The organism is Cupriavidus alkaliphilus (assembly GCF_014191175.1).
GTDB classification, from domain to species: domain Bacteria; phylum Pseudomonadota; class Gammaproteobacteria; order Burkholderiales; family Burkholderiaceae; genus Cupriavidus; species Cupriavidus alkaliphilus.
In genome coordinates this window covers 928070-947110 of record NZ_JACHWE010000001.1, presented here as the reverse complement: position 1 = coordinate 947110, position 19041 = coordinate 928070, and the positions used below count along the sequence as shown (strand labels likewise).

At 67.5% G+C, this 19041-nt stretch carries 16 protein-coding genes and 2 tRNA genes; 4 read left to right on the top strand and 14 right to left on the bottom strand.

Annotation, left to right across the window (positions count from 1 at the left end; all coding sequences use genetic code 11):
- Window positions 1-159 precede the first annotated feature (159 nt).
- From FHX60_RS04515 to FHX60_RS04500, 4 genes are read right to left on the bottom strand one after another with little or no spacing between them, the layout of a single operon-like run.
- Complete coding sequence (locus FHX60_RS04515; protein ID WP_375790524.1) at window positions 160-1821, bottom strand: ABC transporter ATP-binding protein; 1662 nt, start codon at window positions 1819-1821, stop codon at window positions 160-162.
- Window positions 1818-2954 (bottom strand): ABC transporter permease, encoded by a 1137-nt coding sequence (locus tag FHX60_RS04510; protein WP_062800670.1) that lies wholly within the window; start codon window positions 2952-2954, stop codon window positions 1818-1820. Before FHX60_RS04510 ends, FHX60_RS04515 begins: the two co-directional genes overlap by 4 nt.
- Entirely contained in the window at window positions 2951-4000 is a 1050-nt protein-coding gene (locus FHX60_RS04505; RefSeq protein ID WP_092309346.1) for a microcin C ABC transporter permease YejB, read from the bottom strand. Before FHX60_RS04505 ends, FHX60_RS04510 begins: the two co-directional genes overlap by 4 nt.
- Before the next feature lie 51 nt (window positions 4001-4051).
- Window positions 4052-5959, bottom strand: coding sequence for an extracellular solute-binding protein (locus FHX60_RS04500; protein ID WP_183282629.1), 1908 nt, complete (start codon window positions 5957-5959; stop codon window positions 4052-4054).
- A 209-nt stretch (window positions 5960-6168) separates the two neighbouring features.
- Here FHX60_RS04500 and fabI point away from each other — a divergent pair, with 209 nt between their 5' ends.
- Window positions 6169-6957, top strand: a complete 789-nt coding sequence (gene fabI, locus FHX60_RS04495) for an enoyl-ACP reductase FabI (protein WP_092309352.1) — start codon at window positions 6169-6171, stop codon at window positions 6955-6957.
- Between the two features lie 91 nt (window positions 6958-7048).
- Here the strand turns inward: fabI and FHX60_RS04490 are convergent, their stop codons facing one another.
- From FHX60_RS04490 to FHX60_RS04455, 8 genes are all read right to left on the bottom strand, one after another.
- Window positions 7049-8290 carry an MFS transporter gene (locus tag FHX60_RS04490; protein WP_183282628.1) on the bottom strand — a complete coding sequence of 414 codons (1242 nt, stop codon included), beginning with the start codon at window positions 8288-8290 and terminating at the stop codon, window positions 7049-7051.
- Between the two features lie 191 nt (window positions 8291-8481).
- On the bottom strand, window positions 8482-8931 hold the full coding sequence (locus tag FHX60_RS04485; RefSeq protein WP_112774035.1) for an ion channel: 450 nt from the start codon (window positions 8929-8931) through the stop codon (window positions 8482-8484).
- Between the two features lie 11 nt (window positions 8932-8942).
- Window positions 8943-9992 (bottom strand): DUF2955 domain-containing protein, encoded by a 1050-nt coding sequence (locus tag FHX60_RS04480; protein WP_183282627.1) that lies wholly within the window; start codon window positions 9990-9992, stop codon window positions 8943-8945.
- Window positions 9982-11127 (bottom strand): HlyD family secretion protein, encoded by a 1146-nt coding sequence (locus tag FHX60_RS04475; protein WP_183282626.1) that lies wholly within the window; start codon window positions 11125-11127, stop codon window positions 9982-9984. The genes FHX60_RS04480 and FHX60_RS04475 overlap by 11 nt, the downstream gene beginning before the upstream one ends.
- Entirely contained in the window at window positions 11124-12680 is a 1557-nt protein-coding gene (locus tag FHX60_RS04470; RefSeq protein WP_183282625.1) for an efflux transporter outer membrane subunit, read from the bottom strand. Before FHX60_RS04470 ends, FHX60_RS04475 begins: the two co-directional genes overlap by 4 nt.
- A 14-nt stretch (window positions 12681-12694) precedes the next feature.
- The gene (locus FHX60_RS04465; protein ID WP_183282624.1) at window positions 12695-13798 is read right to left on the bottom strand and encodes an AI-2E family transporter; all 1104 of its coding nucleotides are present in this window, start codon (window positions 13796-13798) and stop codon (window positions 12695-12697) included.
- 316 nt (window positions 13799-14114) lie between these two features.
- Window positions 14115-14191: transfer RNA gene (locus FHX60_RS04460), tRNA-Arg, on the bottom strand.
- A 51-nt stretch (window positions 14192-14242) separates the two neighbouring features.
- Complete coding sequence (locus FHX60_RS04455; RefSeq protein ID WP_183282623.1) at window positions 14243-15511, bottom strand: GGDEF domain-containing protein; 1269 nt, start codon at window positions 15509-15511, stop codon at window positions 14243-14245.
- Between the two features lie 413 nt (window positions 15512-15924).
- Between FHX60_RS04455 and FHX60_RS04450 the strand changes: the two genes are divergently transcribed.
- Window positions 15925-16001, top strand: a tRNA-Pro gene (locus FHX60_RS04450).
- Window positions 16002-16105: 104 nt separating this feature from the next.
- On the opposite strand, the gene FHX60_RS04445 is transcribed toward FHX60_RS04450, so the two are convergent.
- On the bottom strand, window positions 16106-16846 hold the full coding sequence (locus FHX60_RS04445; RefSeq protein WP_112774030.1) for a DNA polymerase III subunit epsilon: 741 nt from the start codon (window positions 16844-16846) through the stop codon (window positions 16106-16108).
- Between the two features lie 114 nt (window positions 16847-16960).
- On the bottom strand, window positions 16961-17488 hold the full coding sequence (locus FHX60_RS04440; RefSeq protein WP_183282622.1) for a cyclin family protein: 528 nt from the start codon (window positions 17486-17488) through the stop codon (window positions 16961-16963).
- A gap of 592 nt (window positions 17489-18080) precedes the next feature.
- Between FHX60_RS04440 and infA the strand changes: the two genes are divergently transcribed.
- Both infA and FHX60_RS04430 read left to right on the top strand, forming a co-directional pair.
- Window positions 18081-18302 (top strand): translation initiation factor IF-1, encoded by a 222-nt coding sequence (gene infA, locus FHX60_RS04435; protein ID WP_008641674.1) that lies wholly within the window; start codon window positions 18081-18083, stop codon window positions 18300-18302.
- A gap of 198 nt (window positions 18303-18500) precedes the next feature.
- Window positions 18501-18977, top strand: coding sequence for a SixA phosphatase family protein (locus FHX60_RS04430; RefSeq protein ID WP_092309379.1), 477 nt, complete (start codon window positions 18501-18503; stop codon window positions 18975-18977).
- Window positions 18978-19041 lie beyond the last annotated feature (64 nt).

Below are 19041 nucleotides of genomic sequence, written 5' to 3'. Positions count from 1 at the left end.
ATTCACATGTCAAAGTTCGTTACAAATTCGACGGATTTGGCTTCCGAATCAACGATATAGACCGTTTTTCGCATCTTCTTTATCGGATTATTCCCATGGCTCGATGCTAGGGGGCGCGGTCGGCATTGTCCTCGCATTGCAACAGCAAACCCTGCCGAATCACGCCGCACCGACCTGCGCCGCCGCCATCAGCTTGCGCGTATAGGGATGTTGCGGTGCCCCCAGCACCGCTTCGGTCTCGCCCGCCTCGACCACCTCGCCCGCCTTCATCACGATGACCCGGTGCGCCATGGCACGGATCACCGCCAGGTCATGGCTGATAAACAGATAGCTGAGGTTGTACTTGTGCTGCAGTTGGGACAGCAGCGCCAGCACCTGCTGCTGGATAGACACGTCCAGCGCCGAGGTCGGCTCATCCAGCACCAGTATCTGCGGCTTGAGGATCAGCACGCGGGCGATGGCAATGCGCTGGCGCTGCCCGCCGGAGAATTCATGCGGATAGCGGCCCAGCGCGGTTCGGTCCAGGCCGACCTCGCGCAACGCCTCGATCACGCGCTGCCGCGTGGCCTCGCGCGACAGTCCGGGCTGGTGCAGCGCCAGGCCTTCGCCCACGATCTGCTCGATGGTCATGCGCGGCGCCAGCGACCCGAACGGGTCCTGAAACACCACCTGCATGCGCGCGCGCAGCTTGCGGCGGTCGTCGCGCGTGGCGGTGTCGAAGCTGCGGCCCAGGAAATGGATGGTGCCAGCGCTCTTGCGTTGCAGCGCCAGCACGGTATGCGCCAGCGTGGTCTTGCCCGAGCCGGACTCGCCGACGATGCCCAGGGTCTCGCCCTCGCGCAGCTGGAAATCGACATCCTTCACCGCCGCGAACTGGTCCTTGCCGAACCACCCTGCCAGGCCGCGGCGCTTGCGCGCATAGCTGACACCGAGCTTGTTCGCCTCGAGCAGCACCGGCGCCAGCGGCACCAGCGGCAGCACCTCGCGCCGCGGGCGGCAGTCGATCAGCTTGCGGGTATAGGGGTGCTGGGGCGCGGCGAACACGCTGGCGGTCTCGCCGGTTTCCACCAGCACGCCCTTCTCCATCACGCCGACCCGTTGCGCGAAGGCGCGCACCAGGTTGAGGTCGTGGGTGATCAGCATCACCGCCATGCCGAACTCGGCCTGCAGGTCGCGCAGCAGGTCGAGGATCTGCGCGCGGATGGTGACGTCCAGCGCCGTGGTCGGCTCGTCGGCCAGCAGCAGCTTGGGCCGGCACGCCAGCGCCATCGCGATCATGGCGCGCTGGCGCTGGCCGCCCGACAGCTGGTGCGGGAAGCTGTCGAAGCGATGCGCGGCGTCGCTGATGCCGGTGCGCTCCAGCAGCGCGATGGCGCGCTCGCGCGCGGCGCGGCGGTCCAGGCCTTCGTGCAGTGCCAGGGTCTCGACGATCTGGTTGCCGATGGTGTACAGCGGGTTCAGCGCCGTCATCGGCTCCTGGAAAATCATCGCGATCTCGGCGCCGCGGATCGCGCGCATCTCGCGGTCGGAGACCTCCAGCAGGTTCTTGCCCTCGAAACGGATCGCGCCATCGTAGTAGGCGTCTTCCACCAGCCGTAGCATGGCCAGCGCCGTCACGGTCTTGCCCGAACCGGACTCGCCCACCAGCGCATAGCGCTCGCCGGCGCGCAGGTCGAAGCTAACGTCGCGCACCGCGCGGGTGGCATGCTCGCCATGGCCGAAGGTGACCGACAGCTTGTCGACACACATCAGCGTGGATCCCGGCGCGGGCATCGGTGCCGGCGCCACGTCCGGCAAGGTCATCGGCGACACCGCGGTCATGGCGTGGCCTCCGGTGCCGCGCCGGTGGGCGCGCCTGCGGGCACCTTGGGCTCGACGCGCCCGCGCAGCGCGGCCAGGCCCAGCCGGGTATCGAAGGCATCGCGCAGCGCGTCGCCCATGAAGGTCAGCAGCAGCAGCGTCACCACCAGCACCGCGAAGGTCGACAGCGAGATCCACCACGCATCGAGGTTGGCCTTGCCCTGCGCCAGCAGCTCGCCCAGGCTCGGCGTGGTGGGCGGCACGCCCAGGCCGAGGAAGTCGAGGCTGGTCAGCGCCAGGATGGCCGCGCTCATGCGGAATGGCAGGAAGGTGATCACCGGGGTCAGGCTGTTGGGCAGGATGTGGCGCCACATGATCTGCACGTTGGACAATCCCAGCGCGCGCGCGGCCTTGACGTAGTCGAGCGAGCGGTTGCGGTAGAACTCGGCGCGCACGTAATCGGACAAGCCCATCCAGCCGAACAGCGACAGCAGGATGATCAGCAGCGCCAGGCTGGGCTCGAAGATCGAGGCGAAGATGATCAGCAGGTAGAGCTCGGGCATCGAGCTCCAGATCTCGATGGCGCGTTGCGAGAACAGGTCGAAGCGCCCGCCGAAGAAGCCCATCAGCGCCCCGGTCAGGGTGCCGACCAGCACCCCGATCACGGTCAGCGCCAGCGCGAACAGCACCGACACGCGGAAGCCATACAGCAGCCGCGCCAGCACGTCGCGGCCGCGGTCGTCGGTGCCGAGCCAGTTCTCGGCCGAGGGTGGCGCCGGGTTGGGTTCCTTGGCGAAGTAGTTGAGCGAGTCGTACGAATACCGGTTCAGCGGAAACACCGCGAAATTGCCGTTGGTGGTGATGCGATCGCGGATATACGGGTCCAGGTAATCGGCCGGCGTGGCGAAATCGCCGTCGAAGGTGGTTTCGGGATAGACCTTGACGATGGGGAAATACCATTCGCCCTTGTAGTGCACCACCAGCGGCCGGTTGCTCGACAACAGTTCCGCGCCCAGGCTGAGCACGAAGATGACGACGAAGATCACCAGGCTCCAGTAGCCGCGCCGGTTGCGGCGAAAGCGCTGCCAGGCGCGCTGGCGCGGCGAAGGCGAATGCGGCAGGCCGTTGGGCGCCGCGTGCGAGAACGGTTTCATCGGTGCAAGCCCTCGAAATGGATGCGCGGGTCCACCAGCACGTAGCAGACGTCGGAGATCAGGCGCGTGACCAGCCCGATCAGCGTGAACAGGTAGAGCGTGCCGAGCACCACCGGATAGTCGCGCCGCAGCACCGCTTCATACGAAAGCAGGCCCAGCCCGTCGAGCGAGAACAGCGTCTCGATCAGCAGCGAGCCGGTGAAGAAGGCGCCGATGAACGCCGCCGGGAAGCCGGTCACCAGCGGGATCAGGGCATTGCGGAAGACGTGCTTCCACAGCACGCGGCGCTCGCCCAGGCCCTTGGCGCGCGCGGTCAGCACATACTGCTTGCGGATTTCCTCGAGGAAGGCGTTCTTGGTCAGCATGGTCACCACCGCGAAACTGCCCACCACCGACGCCGTGATCGGCAGCACCAGGTGCCACAGGTAGTCCATCACCTTGCCCATCAGCGACAGCTGCTCCCAGTTGTCGGAAGTCAGCCCGCGCAGCGGAAACCACTGCACGAAGGTACCGCCGCCGAACACCACCAGCAGCAGCACGCCGAGCACGAAGCCAGGGATGGCATAGCCGACCAGCACGATGACGCTGGTCACCACGTCGAAGCGGCTGCCCGCACGGATCGCCTTGGAGATGCCGAGCGGCACCGATATCAGGTAGGTCAGAAAGAAGGTCCACAAGCCGAGGCTGACCGAGACCGGCAGCTTGGACTTGACCAGCTCCCACACGCTGCGGTGCTGGAAATAGCTCTGGCCCAGGTCGAACTGGGCAAAGCGCTTGAGCATCAGCAAGTAGCGCTCCAGCGGCGGCTTGTCGAAGCCGTAGAGCGCCTGGATCTCCTTGATCTTGTCGGGGTCGACGCCACGCCGCCCGCGGTATTCGGCGCCACCGCCGCTGGCTTCGCCAGCGCCGCCGCGCCCTTTCAGCTCCATCATCATCTGTTCGACCGGGCCGCCCGGCACGAACTGGATCACGACAAAGGTCAGCGTGATGACCCCGACCAGCGTCGGAATCATCAGCAGAATGCGTTTGAGCAGATAGGCAAGCATGGGGGCTGTCTCTTTCCTTGTCCGCGCTGAACCTGCCAGCGCCTGAGTGCCTCAGCGGGCTTGCGCCTGCACGTCGGTGCGCCACCAGTGGCTGAGGATCCAGCCTTCCGCGGTGTAGAAATACGGCAGCCGCTCCGGGTACGCCAGCGTCTTGCGGTAGGCCACCCGGTGCGACGCGCTGTACCAGTTCGGCACGATGTAATAGCCGTGCATCAGCACCCGGTCCAGCGCGCGGCCGGCAGTGACCAGTTCCTGCCGGGTATCGGCGCGCAGCACGTTGTCCACCAGCTTGTCGACCACCGGCGACTTCAGCCCGAACAGGTTGTCCGAGCCCGGCGTGCCGGCGGCCTCGCTGGAGAAGCGGTCGCGCAGCTCATTGCCCGGGCTTTGCGAATCGGGGAAGCGGATCGACACCATGTCGAAGTCGAAGTCTTCGAGCCGTTTCTGGTACAGCGCGAAATCCGTGGTGCGCTGGTGCACCTGGATGCCGAGCTTCTCGAGGTTGCGCACGTAGGTGGTGATCACCCGGCTCATGGCGCCGCCGTCGTCGAGGAACTCGAATACCAGCGGCTCGCCCTTGGCGTTGCGCAGCGCGCCGTCGGTATAGGTCCAGCCGGCCTGGGCCAGCAGGCGCCGCGCCAGCCGCAGGTTGTCGCGCAGCGAGCGCGGCGGCGCGGTGCTGGGCTGGACCACGTCGGGGCCGAACACCTCCGGCGGCAGTTGCGCGCGCAGCGGTTCGAGCAGCTGCAGTTCGCCGGGACCGGGACGGCCGTCGAAAGTGGCGCTGGCCGACAGTTCGCTGTTGGAGAACCAGCTGTCCAGGCGCTTGTAGGCGCCGTAGAACAGCTGCCGGTTGAGCCATTCGAAATCCAGCGCCAGGATCAGCGCCTGGCGTACGCGCACGTCCTGGAACACCGGCTTGCGCAGGTTCATGACATAGCCCTGCATGCCGGCGCCGTTGCGATGCGGGAACTCGGTCTTGAGCAGTTCGCCGTTGCGAAAGCGCGTGCCCTGGTAGCTCTTGGCCCAGTTCTTGGCCTTGTATTCGACGATGGCGTCGAACTCGCCGGCCTTGAAGGCCTCGAGCCGCGCGGTCTCGTCCTTGTACAGGCGGTAGACCACGCGCGCGAAGTTGAAGGTGCCGCGCCGCACCGCGAGGTCCTTGCCCCAGTATTTCGGGTCGCGCTGGAAGACGATGCCGCGGCCGGCGTCGAAACGCTCGATCAGGTAGGGACCGCTGGTCACCGGCGGCTCGAAGGTCAGCTTCTCGAACGGAACCTTGGCGGTCCACTTGCGCGAGAACACCGGCAGCGAGCCGACGATCAGCGGCAGCTCGCGGTTGCGCTGCTTGAAATCGAAGCGCACGGTGCGCTCGCCGGTCACGACCACCGCCTTCACGTCGGTGCACATGCTGCGATAGCCGGGGCTCGAGGCCTTGCTCATCAGCATGTCGTAGGAGTACTTGACGTCCGAGGCAAGCACCGGGTCGCCATTGGAAAAGCGCGCCTGCGGGCGGATCGTGAAGGTGACCGACAACTCGTCGGGCGCCACCGTGACGTCCTCGGCCAGCAGGCCGTAGGCGCTGGCGCTTTCGTCGGCGCTGCTGATCAGCAGCGACTCGAACATCAGCGCGTTCAGGCCCGGGGCCGAAGTGCCCTTCAGCGTGAACGGATTGAACTTGTCGAAACTGGTGCGCCGGTCAGGATTGGCGAGCGTCAGCGTGCCGCCGACCGGTGCGTTGGGATTGGCGTATTCGAAGTGCGAGAAATTCGGCTGGTACTTGAGGTCCCCATGCAGCGCAAAGCCATGCGCCGCCCATGCCGGATCAGAAAAGAGCGAGACCCCCGCCGCCAGCGCCAGCGCCAGCGCCAGCTTCATTGCCGCCCAACCACGCAGTACTGCATCCCGCCGGAAGCACTGCCATGCCGCCTGAAGCGGCCAACGTGCTTGAATAGGCATCCTGTTGGATTCCTCCACTGTCACCTGTCGGGCCCGGCGTTCTGCGGCCGGGCCAAGTATGAGACAATTTTACATGCGTCCGGGGTGGCCCCAGCCATCCGGACATTCCCTCTGCGCGGCGCAATAAAAGGGCCGCAAGACAGCCCGGCACCCGCACGGCCGCATGGCGGACGCACGAAGCGTGCCTGATACACCACCTTGGAGAATTTATGGGATTTCTGGCAGGTAAGCGGATCCTGATCACCGGCTTGCTTTCGAACCGCTCGATCGCCTATGGCATTGCCTCGGCGTGCAAGCGCGAAGGCGCCGAACTGGCCTTCACCTACGTCGGCGAACGGTTCAAGGACCGGATCAGCGACTTTGCCAAGGAATTCGGCAGCGACCTGGTTTTCGAATGCGACGTCGGCAGCGACGAGCAGATTGCCGCCACCTTCGCCGCGCTGGGCCAGCGCTGGGAAAAGTTCGACGGCCTGGTGCATTCGATCGGCTTCGCGCCGCGTGAAGCGATCGCCGGCGATTTCCTCGACGGCCTGTCGCGCGAAGGCTTCCGCATCGCCCACGACATTTCCGCGTACAGCTTCCCGGCGCTGGCCAAGGCCGCCCTGCCGCTGCTGTCGGACAAGGCCTCGCTGCTGACGCTGACTTACCTGGGCGCCGAGCGCGTTGTCCCCAACTACAACACCATGGGCCTGGCCAAGGCGTCGCTGGAAGCCAGCGTACGCTACCTGGCCTCGTCGGTCGGCCCGCGCGGCATCCGCGCCAACGGCATCTCGGCCGGTCCGATCAAGACCCTGGCGGCTTCCGGCATCAAGGGCTTCGGCAAGCTGCTCGGCCACTTCGAGGAAGCCGCGCCGCTGCGCCGCAATGTCACCATCGAAGAAGTCGGCAACGTCGCCGCCTTCCTGCTGTCGGACCTGGCCAGCGGCGTGACCGGTGAGATCACCTACGTCGACGGCGGCTTCAACGTGGTTGGCGCGAGCGTGGCCGACGCGGAGTAAATCCGGCGCCGGCAACACGCGCAATAAAAAAGGGGTGCCGGTATGGCACCCCTTTTTGCTTCGGGATTCCGAAGGCGCGCACGCCAGCGTGCTACGCCGCGGCGGGGACGCGCCGCTCCATGCTCAGCATCGACCCGGCATAGATCACCAGCCCGCCAAGCGCCAGCAGCAAGCCGACCCAGCCGGTCGACTCCCAGCCGAAGCCGGCGGCGATGGTCAGCCCGCCCAGCCAGGCGCCCAGCGCATTGGCCAGGTTGAAGGCCGAATGATTGAGCGCAGCGGCCAGCGTCTGGGCGTCGCCGGCGACGTCCATCAGCCGGATCTGCAGCGCCGGGCCCAGCGCCACCGCGGTGCCCACCAGCAGCACATTGAACGCCGCCAGCCAGGCATGCGACGCGGTCAAGGTAAAGGCGCCCAGCACCAGCGCGGTCCAGACCAGCACGCCGCCCACCGTGGGCATCAGCGCCTTGTCGGCCAGCCTGGCGCCGGCCAGGTTGCCCGCCACCATGCCGATGCCGAACAGCGCCAGCACCACCGGGATGCCAGCCGCCGGCATATGCGCCAGCTCCAGCATGGTCGGCTTGATATAGCTGAACACCGAGAACATGCCGCCAAACCCGATCGCGCCGATACCCAGCGTCAGCCAGACCTGCTTGCGCCCGAGCGCCGACAACTCGCGCAGCGGGCTGGCACGCCGGTCAGCCGGCACGAACGGCACCCAGCGCCATACCAGCAGCGCCGTCAGCGCGCCGAGCGCACCGACGATCACGAAGGCCGAGCGCCAGCCCAGCCACGTGCCGACCGCGGCGGCGATGGGCACGCCGACCAGCGTGGCGGTGGTCAGGCCCAGCATCACCAGCCCTACCGCCTGCGCGCGCCGCGCGCGCGCGACCAGGCTGGCGGCAACCAGCGCCGCCACACCGAAGTACGTGCCGTGCGGAAAACCCGTCAGCAGGCGCGCGACCATCATCGACAGGTACGACGGCGCCAGCGCGCTGGCGATATTGCCGGCGGCAAACACCGCCATCAGTGCGATCAGCAGGTTGCGCCGCGGCCAGCGTGCGCCCAGCACCGCCAGCAGCGGCGCACCGACGACCACGCCGAGCGCATAGGCGCTGATCAGGTGGCCGGCTTGCGGGATCGAGATGCCGAGGTCGGTCGCGGCATCGGGCAGCAGGCCCATGATCACGAACTCGCCGGTGCCGATGCCGAAACTGCCGACGCCAAGCGCCAGCAGGGGCAGCCGGCCGGCCGGGTTGTGATCGCGGGAAGACAGGGAAGCGTCGGCGCCGCGGTCTGGATCCGCGGCGGATTGTGCATGTGGGGCGGCCATGTACAGGATGCAGGAAGTTCAACGAAATGCCGCCCGCTGACGGGCGAGGTAGGGTCCTCGCCTCTGATCGATCCAGCGTGCTCCTGTGCGGCGCGCAGGCCGTATTGTGCGGCAAAAACGCGAATCGTGCCGGCGCCGCCGGCACCCCGCCAGGACCGCGACGCGCCCGCGCCGGGCGCGGCATCCTTGCGCTAGGGCTCGGCGTCCTCGCCCAGGCTGGCCACGTTGAACTTGGTCACGTCCAGCACCGCCGCGGTCATCACGGAACTGGAGACGCCCAACATCAGGATGCCGTTGGCCGCTTCCAGCGGCCCCAGCAGCCGCCACGTGGGCGACATGACGATATCCCCATAGCCCAGCGTGGCAAAGTTGACGCCCGAGTGATACAGCGCGGTGGTGAAATCGGCGAACTCGCCCAGCAGCATGAACAGGATGGCCCAGATCGCCATCTGCACGAAATTGCCGAACAGGGTCATCACCATCACCACCGACAGCAGCATGATCTCCTGACCCAGCGATACGCGCCCCTGCCGCGCGTGCTTGAAGCGCACGTAATAGCGCAGGCAGATGGCCACAAAGACCGCCTGCAACAGCAGGCAGACCAGCATCACGGGAAGGCCGACCGCCAGGTTGCGCAGCATGATCGCCCGCTTCAGCCGGAGAGCTGCCGTGCGCCGCGCGGCTGATCGAGCCATGCGACCATCAGCCAGGCATACAGCGTGACGCCGACAAACAGGCCCATGCGCACGGCAAAGGCGGTATAGACGTCCTTCCCGGCGGCGCTGTCCTGCACGGACTGGCCCAGCAGGATAATCAGCGTCACGAGGGTATTGACCCAGAAGCCCGGCGGATACCGCGACGGGCTGAGGCCATATAGCTTGCGCGCCACCAGCAGGCCGAACAGCAGCATCCACAGGAAATACATCCACAGATGCACGAACAGGCTGAGCGCGGCCCAGAACAGAATCGCCAGCACACCGCCAAGCAGGGTCGAGCCAAGCAGTTCGCGCCCCGCGCCGCGTGCCGAGACGGTGCAGCTTTGCCGGCCCAGCGTGGCCGCTTTCATGATGATCGGCAGGTACGCCGCCGGATCGTTCAGCGCCAGCAGGAACGCCGGCATGACCACCAGCGCCGCGCGCAGCGCGATCCGGGCAGCCTGGTCTTCCGGCAGGGCCGCCGGCGCAGGCGGTGCCCCCGCGCCTGCCGGCTCGGGAAACAGCCAGTGGCCAAGCCCGAGCGCCATCACGGCAACGAGCAAGCCCTTGACCAGCGCTTCGATGACCGTCACCGCCAGCCCGAAGTCAAAGGTGCCCGCCGCGGAAATCATGGTCAGTCCTACCACCAGGAAGGTCGACACCAGGCCGTTGCCGCCGCGCAGGCCATAGCGAAAGGCGAAGAACAGGCACAGGCTGACCAGCAGCACGCCACTGGCGGGGTAATAGCGCAGGATCGGGACCAGCAGCAGGCCGGTGCCCGTGGTCAGCATCACGACCAGCGCCAGGCCCAGCCCGGCGCCGGGCGACATCGGACGGTTCAGGCTCGTCAACAGGAACACGCCGAGCACCGGCGTGACCATGGGCACCGGCAGGCCCAGGCCAAAGCTGGCCGCCAGGCACAGCGCGGTCCCGCTGGCCAGCCTCAGCGAGCGCCGCGCGCGTGGATCGGGGGCGGGCAACGGCAGTGCCCGGCGGTCAGTAGACATAGGACAGCCAACTCATCAGGTACAGGAACAGGCGGCCCAGCGGATTGAGCGGATTGCCCTCGGTGGGAAACGCCATTACCTCGGCCTGCCCGCCCACGCGAATGCCGCGAAGCGCCGCCAGTTCTTTCCGGTCAATCTCGACAATGACCGGGAAGCGTTGCGCCGGACGCAGCCAGTCGCGGCTGTTCTGCACCGTCGGCAGGCTGCCCGGCGGCGTGCCCGGCCCCACGTTGACGCCGTAGCCGACACTGCGCACGCGGCCTTCGAAGACCCGGCCCGGCAAGGCATCCAGCACGACCGCGACCGGCGTGCCGGGCTCGACGCGGCCCAGGTTGTTCTCGGTCATTTCGGCGCTGACCCACACATCGTGGATGGCGATCAGCGTCATGACCGGATTGCCGGCAGCGGCAAACTGTCCGACGTCGGTGCGCAGGTCGGTGACCAGCCCGGCGGCGCGCGCCCGCACCTGCGTATTGGCAAGGTCGAGCTCGGCTTTTTCCAGGGCCGTGGCGGCGCTGCGCAGCTTGGCGTTGTCCTCCTCGCTGCCGCCCTGCTGCTCGCGCGCCCGCTGCACCTCGGCCCGGGCAGCGGCGACCTGGCTGACGGCCTGCTCGAGGCCGGCCCGCGCCACCTCCAGGCGCCGCAGGGAAATGGTGCCCGCGTCTTCGCGGTACAACCGCTCGAGGCGCTCGCTATCCTGGCGCGCCTTGACCTCGTTGGCGCGGGCCGCGCGCAGCGATGCCTGCGCCGACTCGATGCCCGCGGTGCCGGCGCCGACCTGCCGGCGCGTGGACTCCAGGTCAGCGCGGGCGCGGTCCACGGCAATCTTGTAGTGCTGGGGATCCACCTCGAACAGCACCGTGCCCGCGGCGACGTCCTGATTGTTGCGCACATTCACCTTGGTCACGCGCCCGGACACCTCGGCGGCAACCGGCACGACGAAGGCCTGCACCCGCGCCTGTTGCGTGTAAGGGGTCAGGCGGTCGGCCAGCAGGTACCAGGCGAGGCTGATCACGATCAGCAGCAGGATCCAGCGCACGCCCTTTCTTGACGCGTCGGCAGCGGGCGCCGGCGCTGCGGGGGCAGCGGCAGGCGCAGCCGGGGATGCGGCGGAAGGTTGCGGGGTGTCGCTCATCGGCGCTCGCTCAGTGGGTTATCGTTGACTGTCACGGAGGCTGGGGCCGGCGCCGGCTCATCCAGCAGCGTTCCCCAGTCGGTGCGTTGCTGCATCTGCCGGCGGGTGGCGGGGTCAAGCAGCGGCGGCGCGCCCGACCAGCCGCCGCCGAGCGCCTTGTACACGGCGATCAGGTCGCTGACCGCATTGCTGCGGTTGACCACGTAGGCGTCCTGCTGGGTCGCCAGCGCGCGCTGCGCATCGAGCACGCGCTGGAAGTCCGAGTAGCCCTCGCGGTAAAGCGCGCTGGCCAGCGTCAGGGAACGCCTCGCGGCCAGCGCGCTGTCACGCAGGATCTGCTCGCGCTCCAGCGCCTTGACCAGCGCACTCGCCGCATCGTCCGCTTCGCGCGCCGCCTGGCGCACGGCCTCCTGATAGGCGACGATCAGTTGCTGCAGCCGGGCGTCCTGCACGCGCACGGTGTTGCGGATGCGCCCGTAGTCAAAAATGTTCCAGCGCAGGCTTGGGCCGCCGACCAGCGCCAGGCTGTTGGGCGTGCCTGCCAGCGTGCTGGCGGACCACACAATGCTGCCCAGCAGCGTCAGCGACGGATACAGATCGGCCTCGGCCACGCCGACCAGCGCCGATTGCGCGGCGATCTGCAGCTCGGCGGCGCGGATATCCGGACGGCGCTGCAGCAGGCTGGCCGGCACGTCCTGCAGCACGGCGCGATCGATCAGCGGAATCACGCCTTCCTGGCCGCTCAGTTCCGGCAACTCCGGCAATGGCCCCGGCGGGCGGCCTATCAGCACCGCCAGGGCATTGCGGGTGCGCGTGATCTGGCTTTCAAATTCCGGGATAGTGCCGAGGGTGCCCAGATACTGCGTCTTCGCTTGCTGCAGGTCGAGCTCGTCGGTCTCGCCACTCTTGAACAAGCGTTCGGTGATTTCGAGGCTGCGCCGCTGCAGCGCCGCGTTGTCGCGGGCGATGCGCAGGCGAGCCTCGGCCGTGCGCAACGCAAAGTAGGTTTCCGCCACCTGGGCGCGCAGCAATACCAGGCCATCGTCGCGGTTGGCGCGGGCGGCGAAGTAGGCGGCATCGGCAGATTCGATGGCGCGGCTGAAGCGCCCCCAGAAATCCAGCTCCCAGCCGATGTCGAAGCCGGCGCTGTATTGCCAGAAGCGATTGTTCTGCGGATTGCGGCCGCCGGCCTGCCGGCGGTCGGTGTACAGGACATCGGCGCTGGCCTGCTGCAATTGCGGATAGCGTCCGCTCTGGGCGATGCCCAGCTGCGCGCGCGCTTCCATCACGCGCAGGCCAGCGATCTTCAGGCCGGCATTGTGGGCATCGGCTTCAGCGATCAGGCGCTCGAGCACCGGGTCGCCGAAGACCTGCCACCATTCGCGGATGTCGGGCAGCGCCCCCTGCACGGTTGCCTGCTCGAGCGCCGGGCTGCGCCACTGCTGCGTCCAGGGCTCAGCCTGCGGCTGGAAGTCAGGCCCCAGGCGCGCGCAGCCGCCAACGCAGCAGGCGCAGGCCAGCAATGCGCGCAAAGGATGCTGCCAGCGCGGCATGGGGCCGTATCGCTTCAGGTCTGTGGCTGGTTGCCTGCCCCGCTCTGATGCGGCGGATCTTCCACCCATTGCCAGAACAGCTGATAGCCGACCGCCAGCACCACCGGGCCGATGAACAGGCCGATCACGCCGCCGGTCACCATTCCGCCCAGCGCCCCGACCAGCACCACCGGCATCGGCACGTCGACGCCACGCCCCAGCAACAGCGGCTTGAGCACGTTATCGGCCAGTCCCGCCACGAACACATACATGGCGAAGACGATGGTAGCCACGCTGGCCCCTTCGCTGGCAAATACATAGATGATCACCGGCACGGTGATCAGCGTGGCCGGCAACTGAGCAATGCCCAGCAGCAGCACCGCCATGGCCAGCAAGCCCGCGGCCGGGATCCCCTTGATCACGAAGGCCACGCCGATCAGCAGCATCTGGATAAAGGCAATGCCGACCACGCCCTGGGCCACCGCGCGTATGGTCGCCGTGCACAGCGAGGCGATGCGCTGCCCCCGTTCCGGGCCAAACACGCGCGCGGCAATCTGCACCGCGCTGCGGTGGCCGGCCTCGCCGTATGCCATGAAGATGCCGCCAATAATCAAAGCGAAGACAAAAATCAGCAGCCCCTTGCCAATGCCCGCGGCGGCGCCCAGCACGACCAGGCTGGCTTCCTTGACCTGCGGCGCGTGCGCCTGGATCGCACCGGTCAGGTCGGAAGCGGCCTGCAGCCAGACGTCGTACACGCGCTGGCCCACCAGCGGCCAGGTGGCGACGGACTCGGCCGGTGGCGGGATATGCATGCCCTCTTTCTTGACCATGGCCATGGCATTGCCGACCGAATCGACCATGGCGGCGCCCAACAGGTATGCCGGCAGCGCGATGATGGCAATGGAGACCAGCACGATCAGCGTGGCGGCGCGTCCGTCCTTGTTGCCCAGCCGGCGCCGGAGCCTGACCTGCATGGGATAGATGGTTACCGCGAGGATCACCGACCAGACGATGAGATCGAGAAAGGGCTGGAATATGCGGAAGCAGAAGATCGCAAGCACCGCGATCAGCCCGGCGCGGATCAGCACATCGAGTAGTCCGCGCGACAGCACTCTCTCTGAAGTTGGCGTGGGCATCATCGCTTGTCTCCCTGCAGATCATTCTCAAGACCCAGGACCGGCAAACCTCGCCGCCGCGCATTCGCCAGGCCAGGTTAAGTACTGGCCGCATGGACGGATGAAATCCAGTCTAGATGAGGGCTGAGGCAGGAACAACCTCAAAAGGTATGCTTATCGCTACATGGACCATGATGGCCGGATGCCACAGCGATTGGCCGTGTACGTCCGCAGGGATAACGGCGTTGGCGAGGGGGAAGCGGAGGGTCAGCGACCGGCAAGCGGCGAAAGTGACAAGGACTGTTGCGGCGGGCGAAGCCATGGCCCGCCCTTGCAAGACTGGCGCGTCCTAGAGGATTCGAACCTCTGACCGCTCGCTTAGAAGGCGAGTGCTCTATCCAACTGAGCTAAGGACGCGAAGGCGTGCATTCTACCGCAGCACCCGGCCGCGGTGACAAGCCGTGCGCGTCAGGAGGCAACGCGCGGCTGGCCGCGCGTGACATAGCGGCCAGTGCCTTCAGCGGCATCGGCGGCCGGCGCTGCGTTATCGCCGCCCACCGGGTGCAGCGACACGCAGTTGCGCCCCTTCAGCTTGGCGTCATACAGGGCCCGGTCGGCGCGGCGCATCAGCGCGTCGGCACCCTCGCCAGGCTGCCGCGCGGCCACGCCGATGCTGACGGTATAAGCGATGGGATCGGGTTCGGACGGACAAGGCGTGGCGCGCACCGCCGTGGCGAGCCGCAGGCAGGCAAGCCGCCCGGTTTCCAGCGCGGTATCCGGCATCACGATGGCGAATTCCTCGCCGCCCAGGCGCCCCGCCAGGTCGCCGTGTCCGAGCGTCTTGCGCAACAGGCCGGCAAAGTGCCGCAGCACGCTGTCGCCGGCCAGGTGGCCATAGACATCGTTGATGGCCTTGAAGTGATCAAGATCGACAAACGCGACCGTCATCGGCTTGCGCTGCCGCTCGGCCTGCAGGCAGGCGGCCTCCAGTGCCTCCCAGAAGGCGCCGCGCAGCAGCACATCGGTCAGGTCGTCGTGCCGCGCGCGCCGCTCCAGCATGCGGCGCAGCCGGTCGTGCGCCATCAGCGCAAAGCTGACCGATACCCCGACCAAAGCGAAGACGTTGAACATGGCCAGCTCGCCATCCCACGGCATCGGCCGCGGCCAGGCGCCGCCCTGCGCCATCGCCGCCAGCGGCCGCAGCACGGTCCAGGCGTTGATGGCCGCGGCGGAGATCGTGATCGCCGCCAGCGACCACGCCGCCAGCCGGCCGGTGCCGCGCGTGGCCGGCACCGACGGCACCACGCTGCGCGCGAGATCCAGCAGCAGCACGATATGGCAGGCGCTCAGCACCGGCGCCAGATCGGGCAGCGCCACGGCCGTGGCGAGGTAGCGCGGCGCCAGGTCGCCCCCGGCCACCGCTGCCGCGGCGGCAAGGTTCAGCCCCAGCAAGCCCGCGGCACGGCCCGGCCGCTGCGCAAAGTGCCGCGCGCCCACCGCCATCACCGAAAGCGCGGCGAGCAGCGCCAGGTCGGTCGACTCCGGCACCAGCCACATCGGCCGCAATGCCTGCACCGCCGCCAGCGCCGCGGCAAAGGCCGCCAGCACGCTGCCCAGCGCCCAGGATGTCAGGCCGCTGCGCTCCATGCCCGACGACCGGCGCAACACCACGCAAACCACCGCCATCTGCAAGGCAAACAGCCCCGCGATGAGCACAACCACGTGCGACTGAAACATCTTTATTCCCGTCCAAGGCAAGCAGCGGCGCTCCGCGTGCCACTGCGCTTCCCTGCTTCTTTGCCGATCCTGTGCCGGATCGTTGTTATCGAATGCCGCACCTCCTGCTTCAGGCCGCCCTTGACGCCTTTTGGCGAGCGAAGGCAGACCGAGCCGCTCGCCCAAGGCGGGGAGCGCCGTTCTTGTTGTGGTGATCAGGTCAGTCCGGAAGGAACTACGCAAAACCGGGCGTTCCCAACAGCACGCCGGTCGGACTGGAGCGGTGTGCGGATTATCGCAGCGCGCAAACCCAAGTCAAGACAAAGCGCCCCCGCCAGAAGGGGGAACATCGCGGCACGCCCGGGGCGGCCCGAACCCGCTGGCATCGACGCACATTGACCTTGGCTCGCGGACGCGGCTACAATGGCCGGCTTCGGAGCGTAGCGCAGCCTGGTAGCGCATCTGATTTGGGATCAGAGGGTCGTAGGTTCGAATCCTATCGCTCCGACCAGAAATACGTAATGGAAACAACGGCCTGGATCGAAAGATCCAGGCCGTTTTTCTTTTGCCGGCGCCCCCGCGCAAGACAGCCATGCGGCGCTTGCAAGCGCCCTGTCACCACGGGAACAAGTCCGGCCAGATCACCGCGCCGGCGCACAGCAGCAGTATCACGGCCGCCATCACCAGCCCCCGCCCGGGGCCGTGCTGGCTGGCTTCGACTTGCGGCATCCAGGAAGACGCGGCCTCCGGCGCTGGCGCCAGGGGCGGCGCTGCCGGCGCGCTGCCGGCGTGCGGTGCGGCGCTCATCGCGAAATCGGCCTCGGCCAGCAGGAAGCCCATCGGCGTCGCCTGCTGGGTGGCGCCGATCGGCCGGAACAGCAGCTTGGACAGCGCCAGGCAATCATCCAAAGCCACCTGCGGCCGGGGACGGAAGATGTTCAGGTGCTCGCACAGCGTATCGAGCTTGTGGTTGGCGGCGTGGAAATACTGGGACCAGCGCACCTGCCGCACCGAGCAGCGCCAGCGCTTGTGCTGGATGCCGGGCAGCACTTTTTCCAGCATCCTGGCGTTGAAAGCGGCGCCGTGGGCCACCAGCACCTCGGCCTCGTCGACAATGGCGCGGATCGCGCCGAGGTCGAAGCGGCGCCCGCGCAGCATGTCGGCGGTCAGGCCATGGGTATCGGTGGCCGCCGCGCTGATCGGCACGGTCGGCTCCTGCGAACCGTAGTACTCCGCCACTTCGCCCAGCAGGCCGCCGGCGCGCGGCGACACCTCGACCAGCAGCAAGCCGATGCTGACGGGCTCATCGGCTGGCGTGAGCCCGGTGGTTTCGGTACTGACGATTGCGACCCGCATGGGCACTCCGGTGTGGCTGTGCGCGGACCTGCCAGGCGCCAGCCGCTATGATCGTTTGCCTCTAGCGTAGTGCGAGCGCGTTAATCGTCATATCCGCCAGATGGGCTAAACGGTTCAGGCGGGGGGTTGCGCCTGCGCCTGCGCTTCGCCGCGCCGCCGCTCCAGGTTGCAGTACACATCGGCCGCGACCAGCCCGAACAGCGCATGCGCGAACAGGCTCTCCCAGCCGCGCGCTTCGTCGAACCAGTTCATATAGCGCCCCAGCACATAGAAGTTGATCAGGTACACCACCACGCCGAAGACGATCCCGACCACCGAGGCCAGGCCCAGGCTGGTGTCGAGCCGGAACGACGACAGGATCAGCGCCAGCGCCCCCGCCAGGATGATCGACAAGGCAAAATGCACCGTGCCCGCGGCCAGCACGATGGTCCAGTTGAAGGCATCGGCCGACAGCGCCTCACGGCCCAGGATGATGGCGGCAACCATCTTCACGGTGCCCCAGGCGCCCTGGTACAGCAGAAAGCGCGCGGTCAGCAGCTCCAGCACCATGTAGACCGCGCCCGCAATCAGCCCCGCCAGCACCGCGGCGCGCCAGTCGGGGCGACAGCGGACAAAGCGGTGCGATTCCAGATGGAGTTCCATGGCAGTCTCCTTGCGAGATCCGGCCCGGCACGGCCGTACGCGTTAGTTCTAGCTCATATGGCTCAAATACCAAGCGGACCCCGAGCCAGTTTGCGCCTTTATCGCCACTTCTAAGCGCCGCACCCGCCACGGGTGCAACCGACGCGCCGGCAATGCTGCATCTGCGTACGTGATACAATGTCGCAGTAGCCCCCGGGGTGTCCGAGCATCCCTGTAACCGGGCGTTCTCACCAGCGCGCTCCTGCGAGCGAACAGCAGCCGCCGGCGCGGGCCATCCGCGACGACACCGAACTGGCGAACCACCGGGTACACCTGCCCGCCTGCTCCGCGAAGCACACGGCCTCTCCGGCTGTCAGCGACCAGGTTTTCGCCCAAGCAATCCGCGCCCGCAGGGCGACACCGCTGACGCCGCCGGTTGATCCGGTCATGCAGGCGCCAGCCGCGGCATGCGCGCCCTGCCCTCGACCGCCTCAGGCGCGAATGGCCGTATCGGCGCAAGGTGCCGCGGTGGGTTGACGTTGCGGCGGAAGCGAACAGATTTTTTGAAAACGTAACCATGCAGCCTTCGCTGGCTGCCGAAAAGGAAGACAGATTGGCTAAGGAAGAACTCATTGAATTTGGCGGCGTGGTGTCGGAAGCCCTGCCTGACAACCGCTATCGTGTCACGCTGGAAAACGGCGTTGAAATCTGGGCATACGCTTCGGGCAAGATGCAGAAGCACCGCATCCGCATCCTGGCCGGCGACCGCGTGACCCTGGAAATGTCGCCCTACGACCTGACCAAGGGGCGCATCAACTTCCGCCACAAGTCCTGAGTTTCCCGACGGCGCCGATGGCAACGCATTGCCATCGGCGCCGCCGCTGTATTGCGCCGACGCGCTGTCACGCCGCTGACACCGCGCCCGGATACGCTTGCGGGCTGCCCTGACCGGCAGCCCGCTTTTGTTTGCGCCGCGCTTGCGCCGGTCGGGCCGCTTCACCATACTCGAAGCAAGCTCATTGCCCCGTCCGACATGAACCTGATCCTGTGGCGCCATGCCGAAGCCGAAGACCTCCCCGACGCCCTCAGCCTTAGCCGCCATGCCGATCTGCAGCGGCCGCTGACTCGCCGCGGCCGCAAGCAGGCCGAGGCCTCGGCCAAATGGCTGCGCGCCCACCTGCCAGCCGATACCCGCATCGTGTGCAGCCCCGCCGTGCGCGCCCGCGAAACGGCGGCGGCGCTGACCGGCGACGCACAAATCCTGGATGCCCTGGCCCCCGGCGCCGACGTCAGCGCCGTGCTGGCCGCGGTCGAATGGCCGGAGCGCACCGAGCACGTGGTGGTGGTCGGTCACCAGCCCTGGATCGGCCGCGTCGCCAGCCTGCTGCTGGCGGGCACCGAAATGGACTGGAGCGTGCGCAAGGGCGGCGTCTGGTGGCTGACCGGCCGTACCCGCGAAAGCGAAGCCCAGACGGTGCTGCGCGCGGTCATCAACCCCGAATTCCTCTGAGACCTGCGGGGGTGCGGCACCGACCGGTGTGCCCCCGGAAGCCCTCCCGGACCGGCCCGGCTGC

What these genes read in the sequence shown, in the direction of transcription:
- FHX60_RS04515 (WP_375790524.1), bottom strand. Translation starts at nt 1,821, where the DNA reads ATGACCGCGGTGTCGCCGATGACCTTGCCGGACGTGGCGCCGGCACCG.
- FHX60_RS04510 (WP_062800670.1), bottom strand. Translation starts at nt 2,954, where the DNA reads ATGAAACCGTTCTCGCACGCGGCGCCCAACGGCCTGCCGCATTCGCCT.
- FHX60_RS04505 (WP_092309346.1), bottom strand. Translation starts at nt 4,000, where the DNA reads ATGCTTGCCTATCTGCTCAAACGCATTCTGCTGATGATTCCGACGCTG.
- FHX60_RS04500 (WP_183282629.1), bottom strand. Translation starts at nt 5,959, where the DNA reads ATGCCTATTCAAGCACGTTGGCCGCTTCAGGCGGCATGGCAGTGCTTC.
- fabI (WP_092309352.1), top strand. Translation starts at nt 6,169, where the DNA reads ATGGGATTTCTGGCAGGTAAGCGGATCCTGATCACCGGCTTGCTTTCG.
- FHX60_RS04490 (WP_183282628.1), bottom strand. Translation starts at nt 8,290, where the DNA reads ATGGCCGCCCCACATGCACAATCCGCCGCGGATCCAGACCGCGGCGCC.
- FHX60_RS04485 (WP_112774035.1), bottom strand. Translation starts at nt 8,931, where the DNA reads ATGCTGCGCAACCTGGCGGTCGGCCTTCCCGTGATGCTGGTCTGCCTG.
- FHX60_RS04480 (WP_183282627.1), bottom strand. Translation starts at nt 9,992, where the DNA reads ATGTCTACTGACCGCCGGGCACTGCCGTTGCCCGCCCCCGATCCACGC.
- FHX60_RS04475 (WP_183282626.1), bottom strand. Translation starts at nt 11,127, where the DNA reads ATGAGCGACACCCCGCAACCTTCCGCCGCATCCCCGGCTGCGCCTGCC.
- FHX60_RS04470 (WP_183282625.1), bottom strand. Translation starts at nt 12,680, where the DNA reads ATGCCGCGCTGGCAGCATCCTTTGCGCGCATTGCTGGCCTGCGCCTGC.
- FHX60_RS04465 (WP_183282624.1), bottom strand. Translation starts at nt 13,798, where the DNA reads ATGATGCCCACGCCAACTTCAGAGAGAGTGCTGTCGCGCGGACTACTC.
- FHX60_RS04455 (WP_183282623.1), bottom strand. Translation starts at nt 15,511, where the DNA reads ATGTTTCAGTCGCACGTGGTTGTGCTCATCGCGGGGCTGTTTGCCTTG.
- FHX60_RS04445 (WP_112774030.1), bottom strand. Translation starts at nt 16,846, where the DNA reads ATGCGGGTCGCAATCGTCAGTACCGAAACCACCGGGCTCACGCCAGCC.
- FHX60_RS04440 (WP_183282622.1), bottom strand. Translation starts at nt 17,488, where the DNA reads ATGGAACTCCATCTGGAATCGCACCGCTTTGTCCGCTGTCGCCCCGAC.
- FHX60_RS04430 (WP_092309379.1), top strand. Translation starts at nt 18,501, where the DNA reads ATGAACCTGATCCTGTGGCGCCATGCCGAAGCCGAAGACCTCCCCGAC.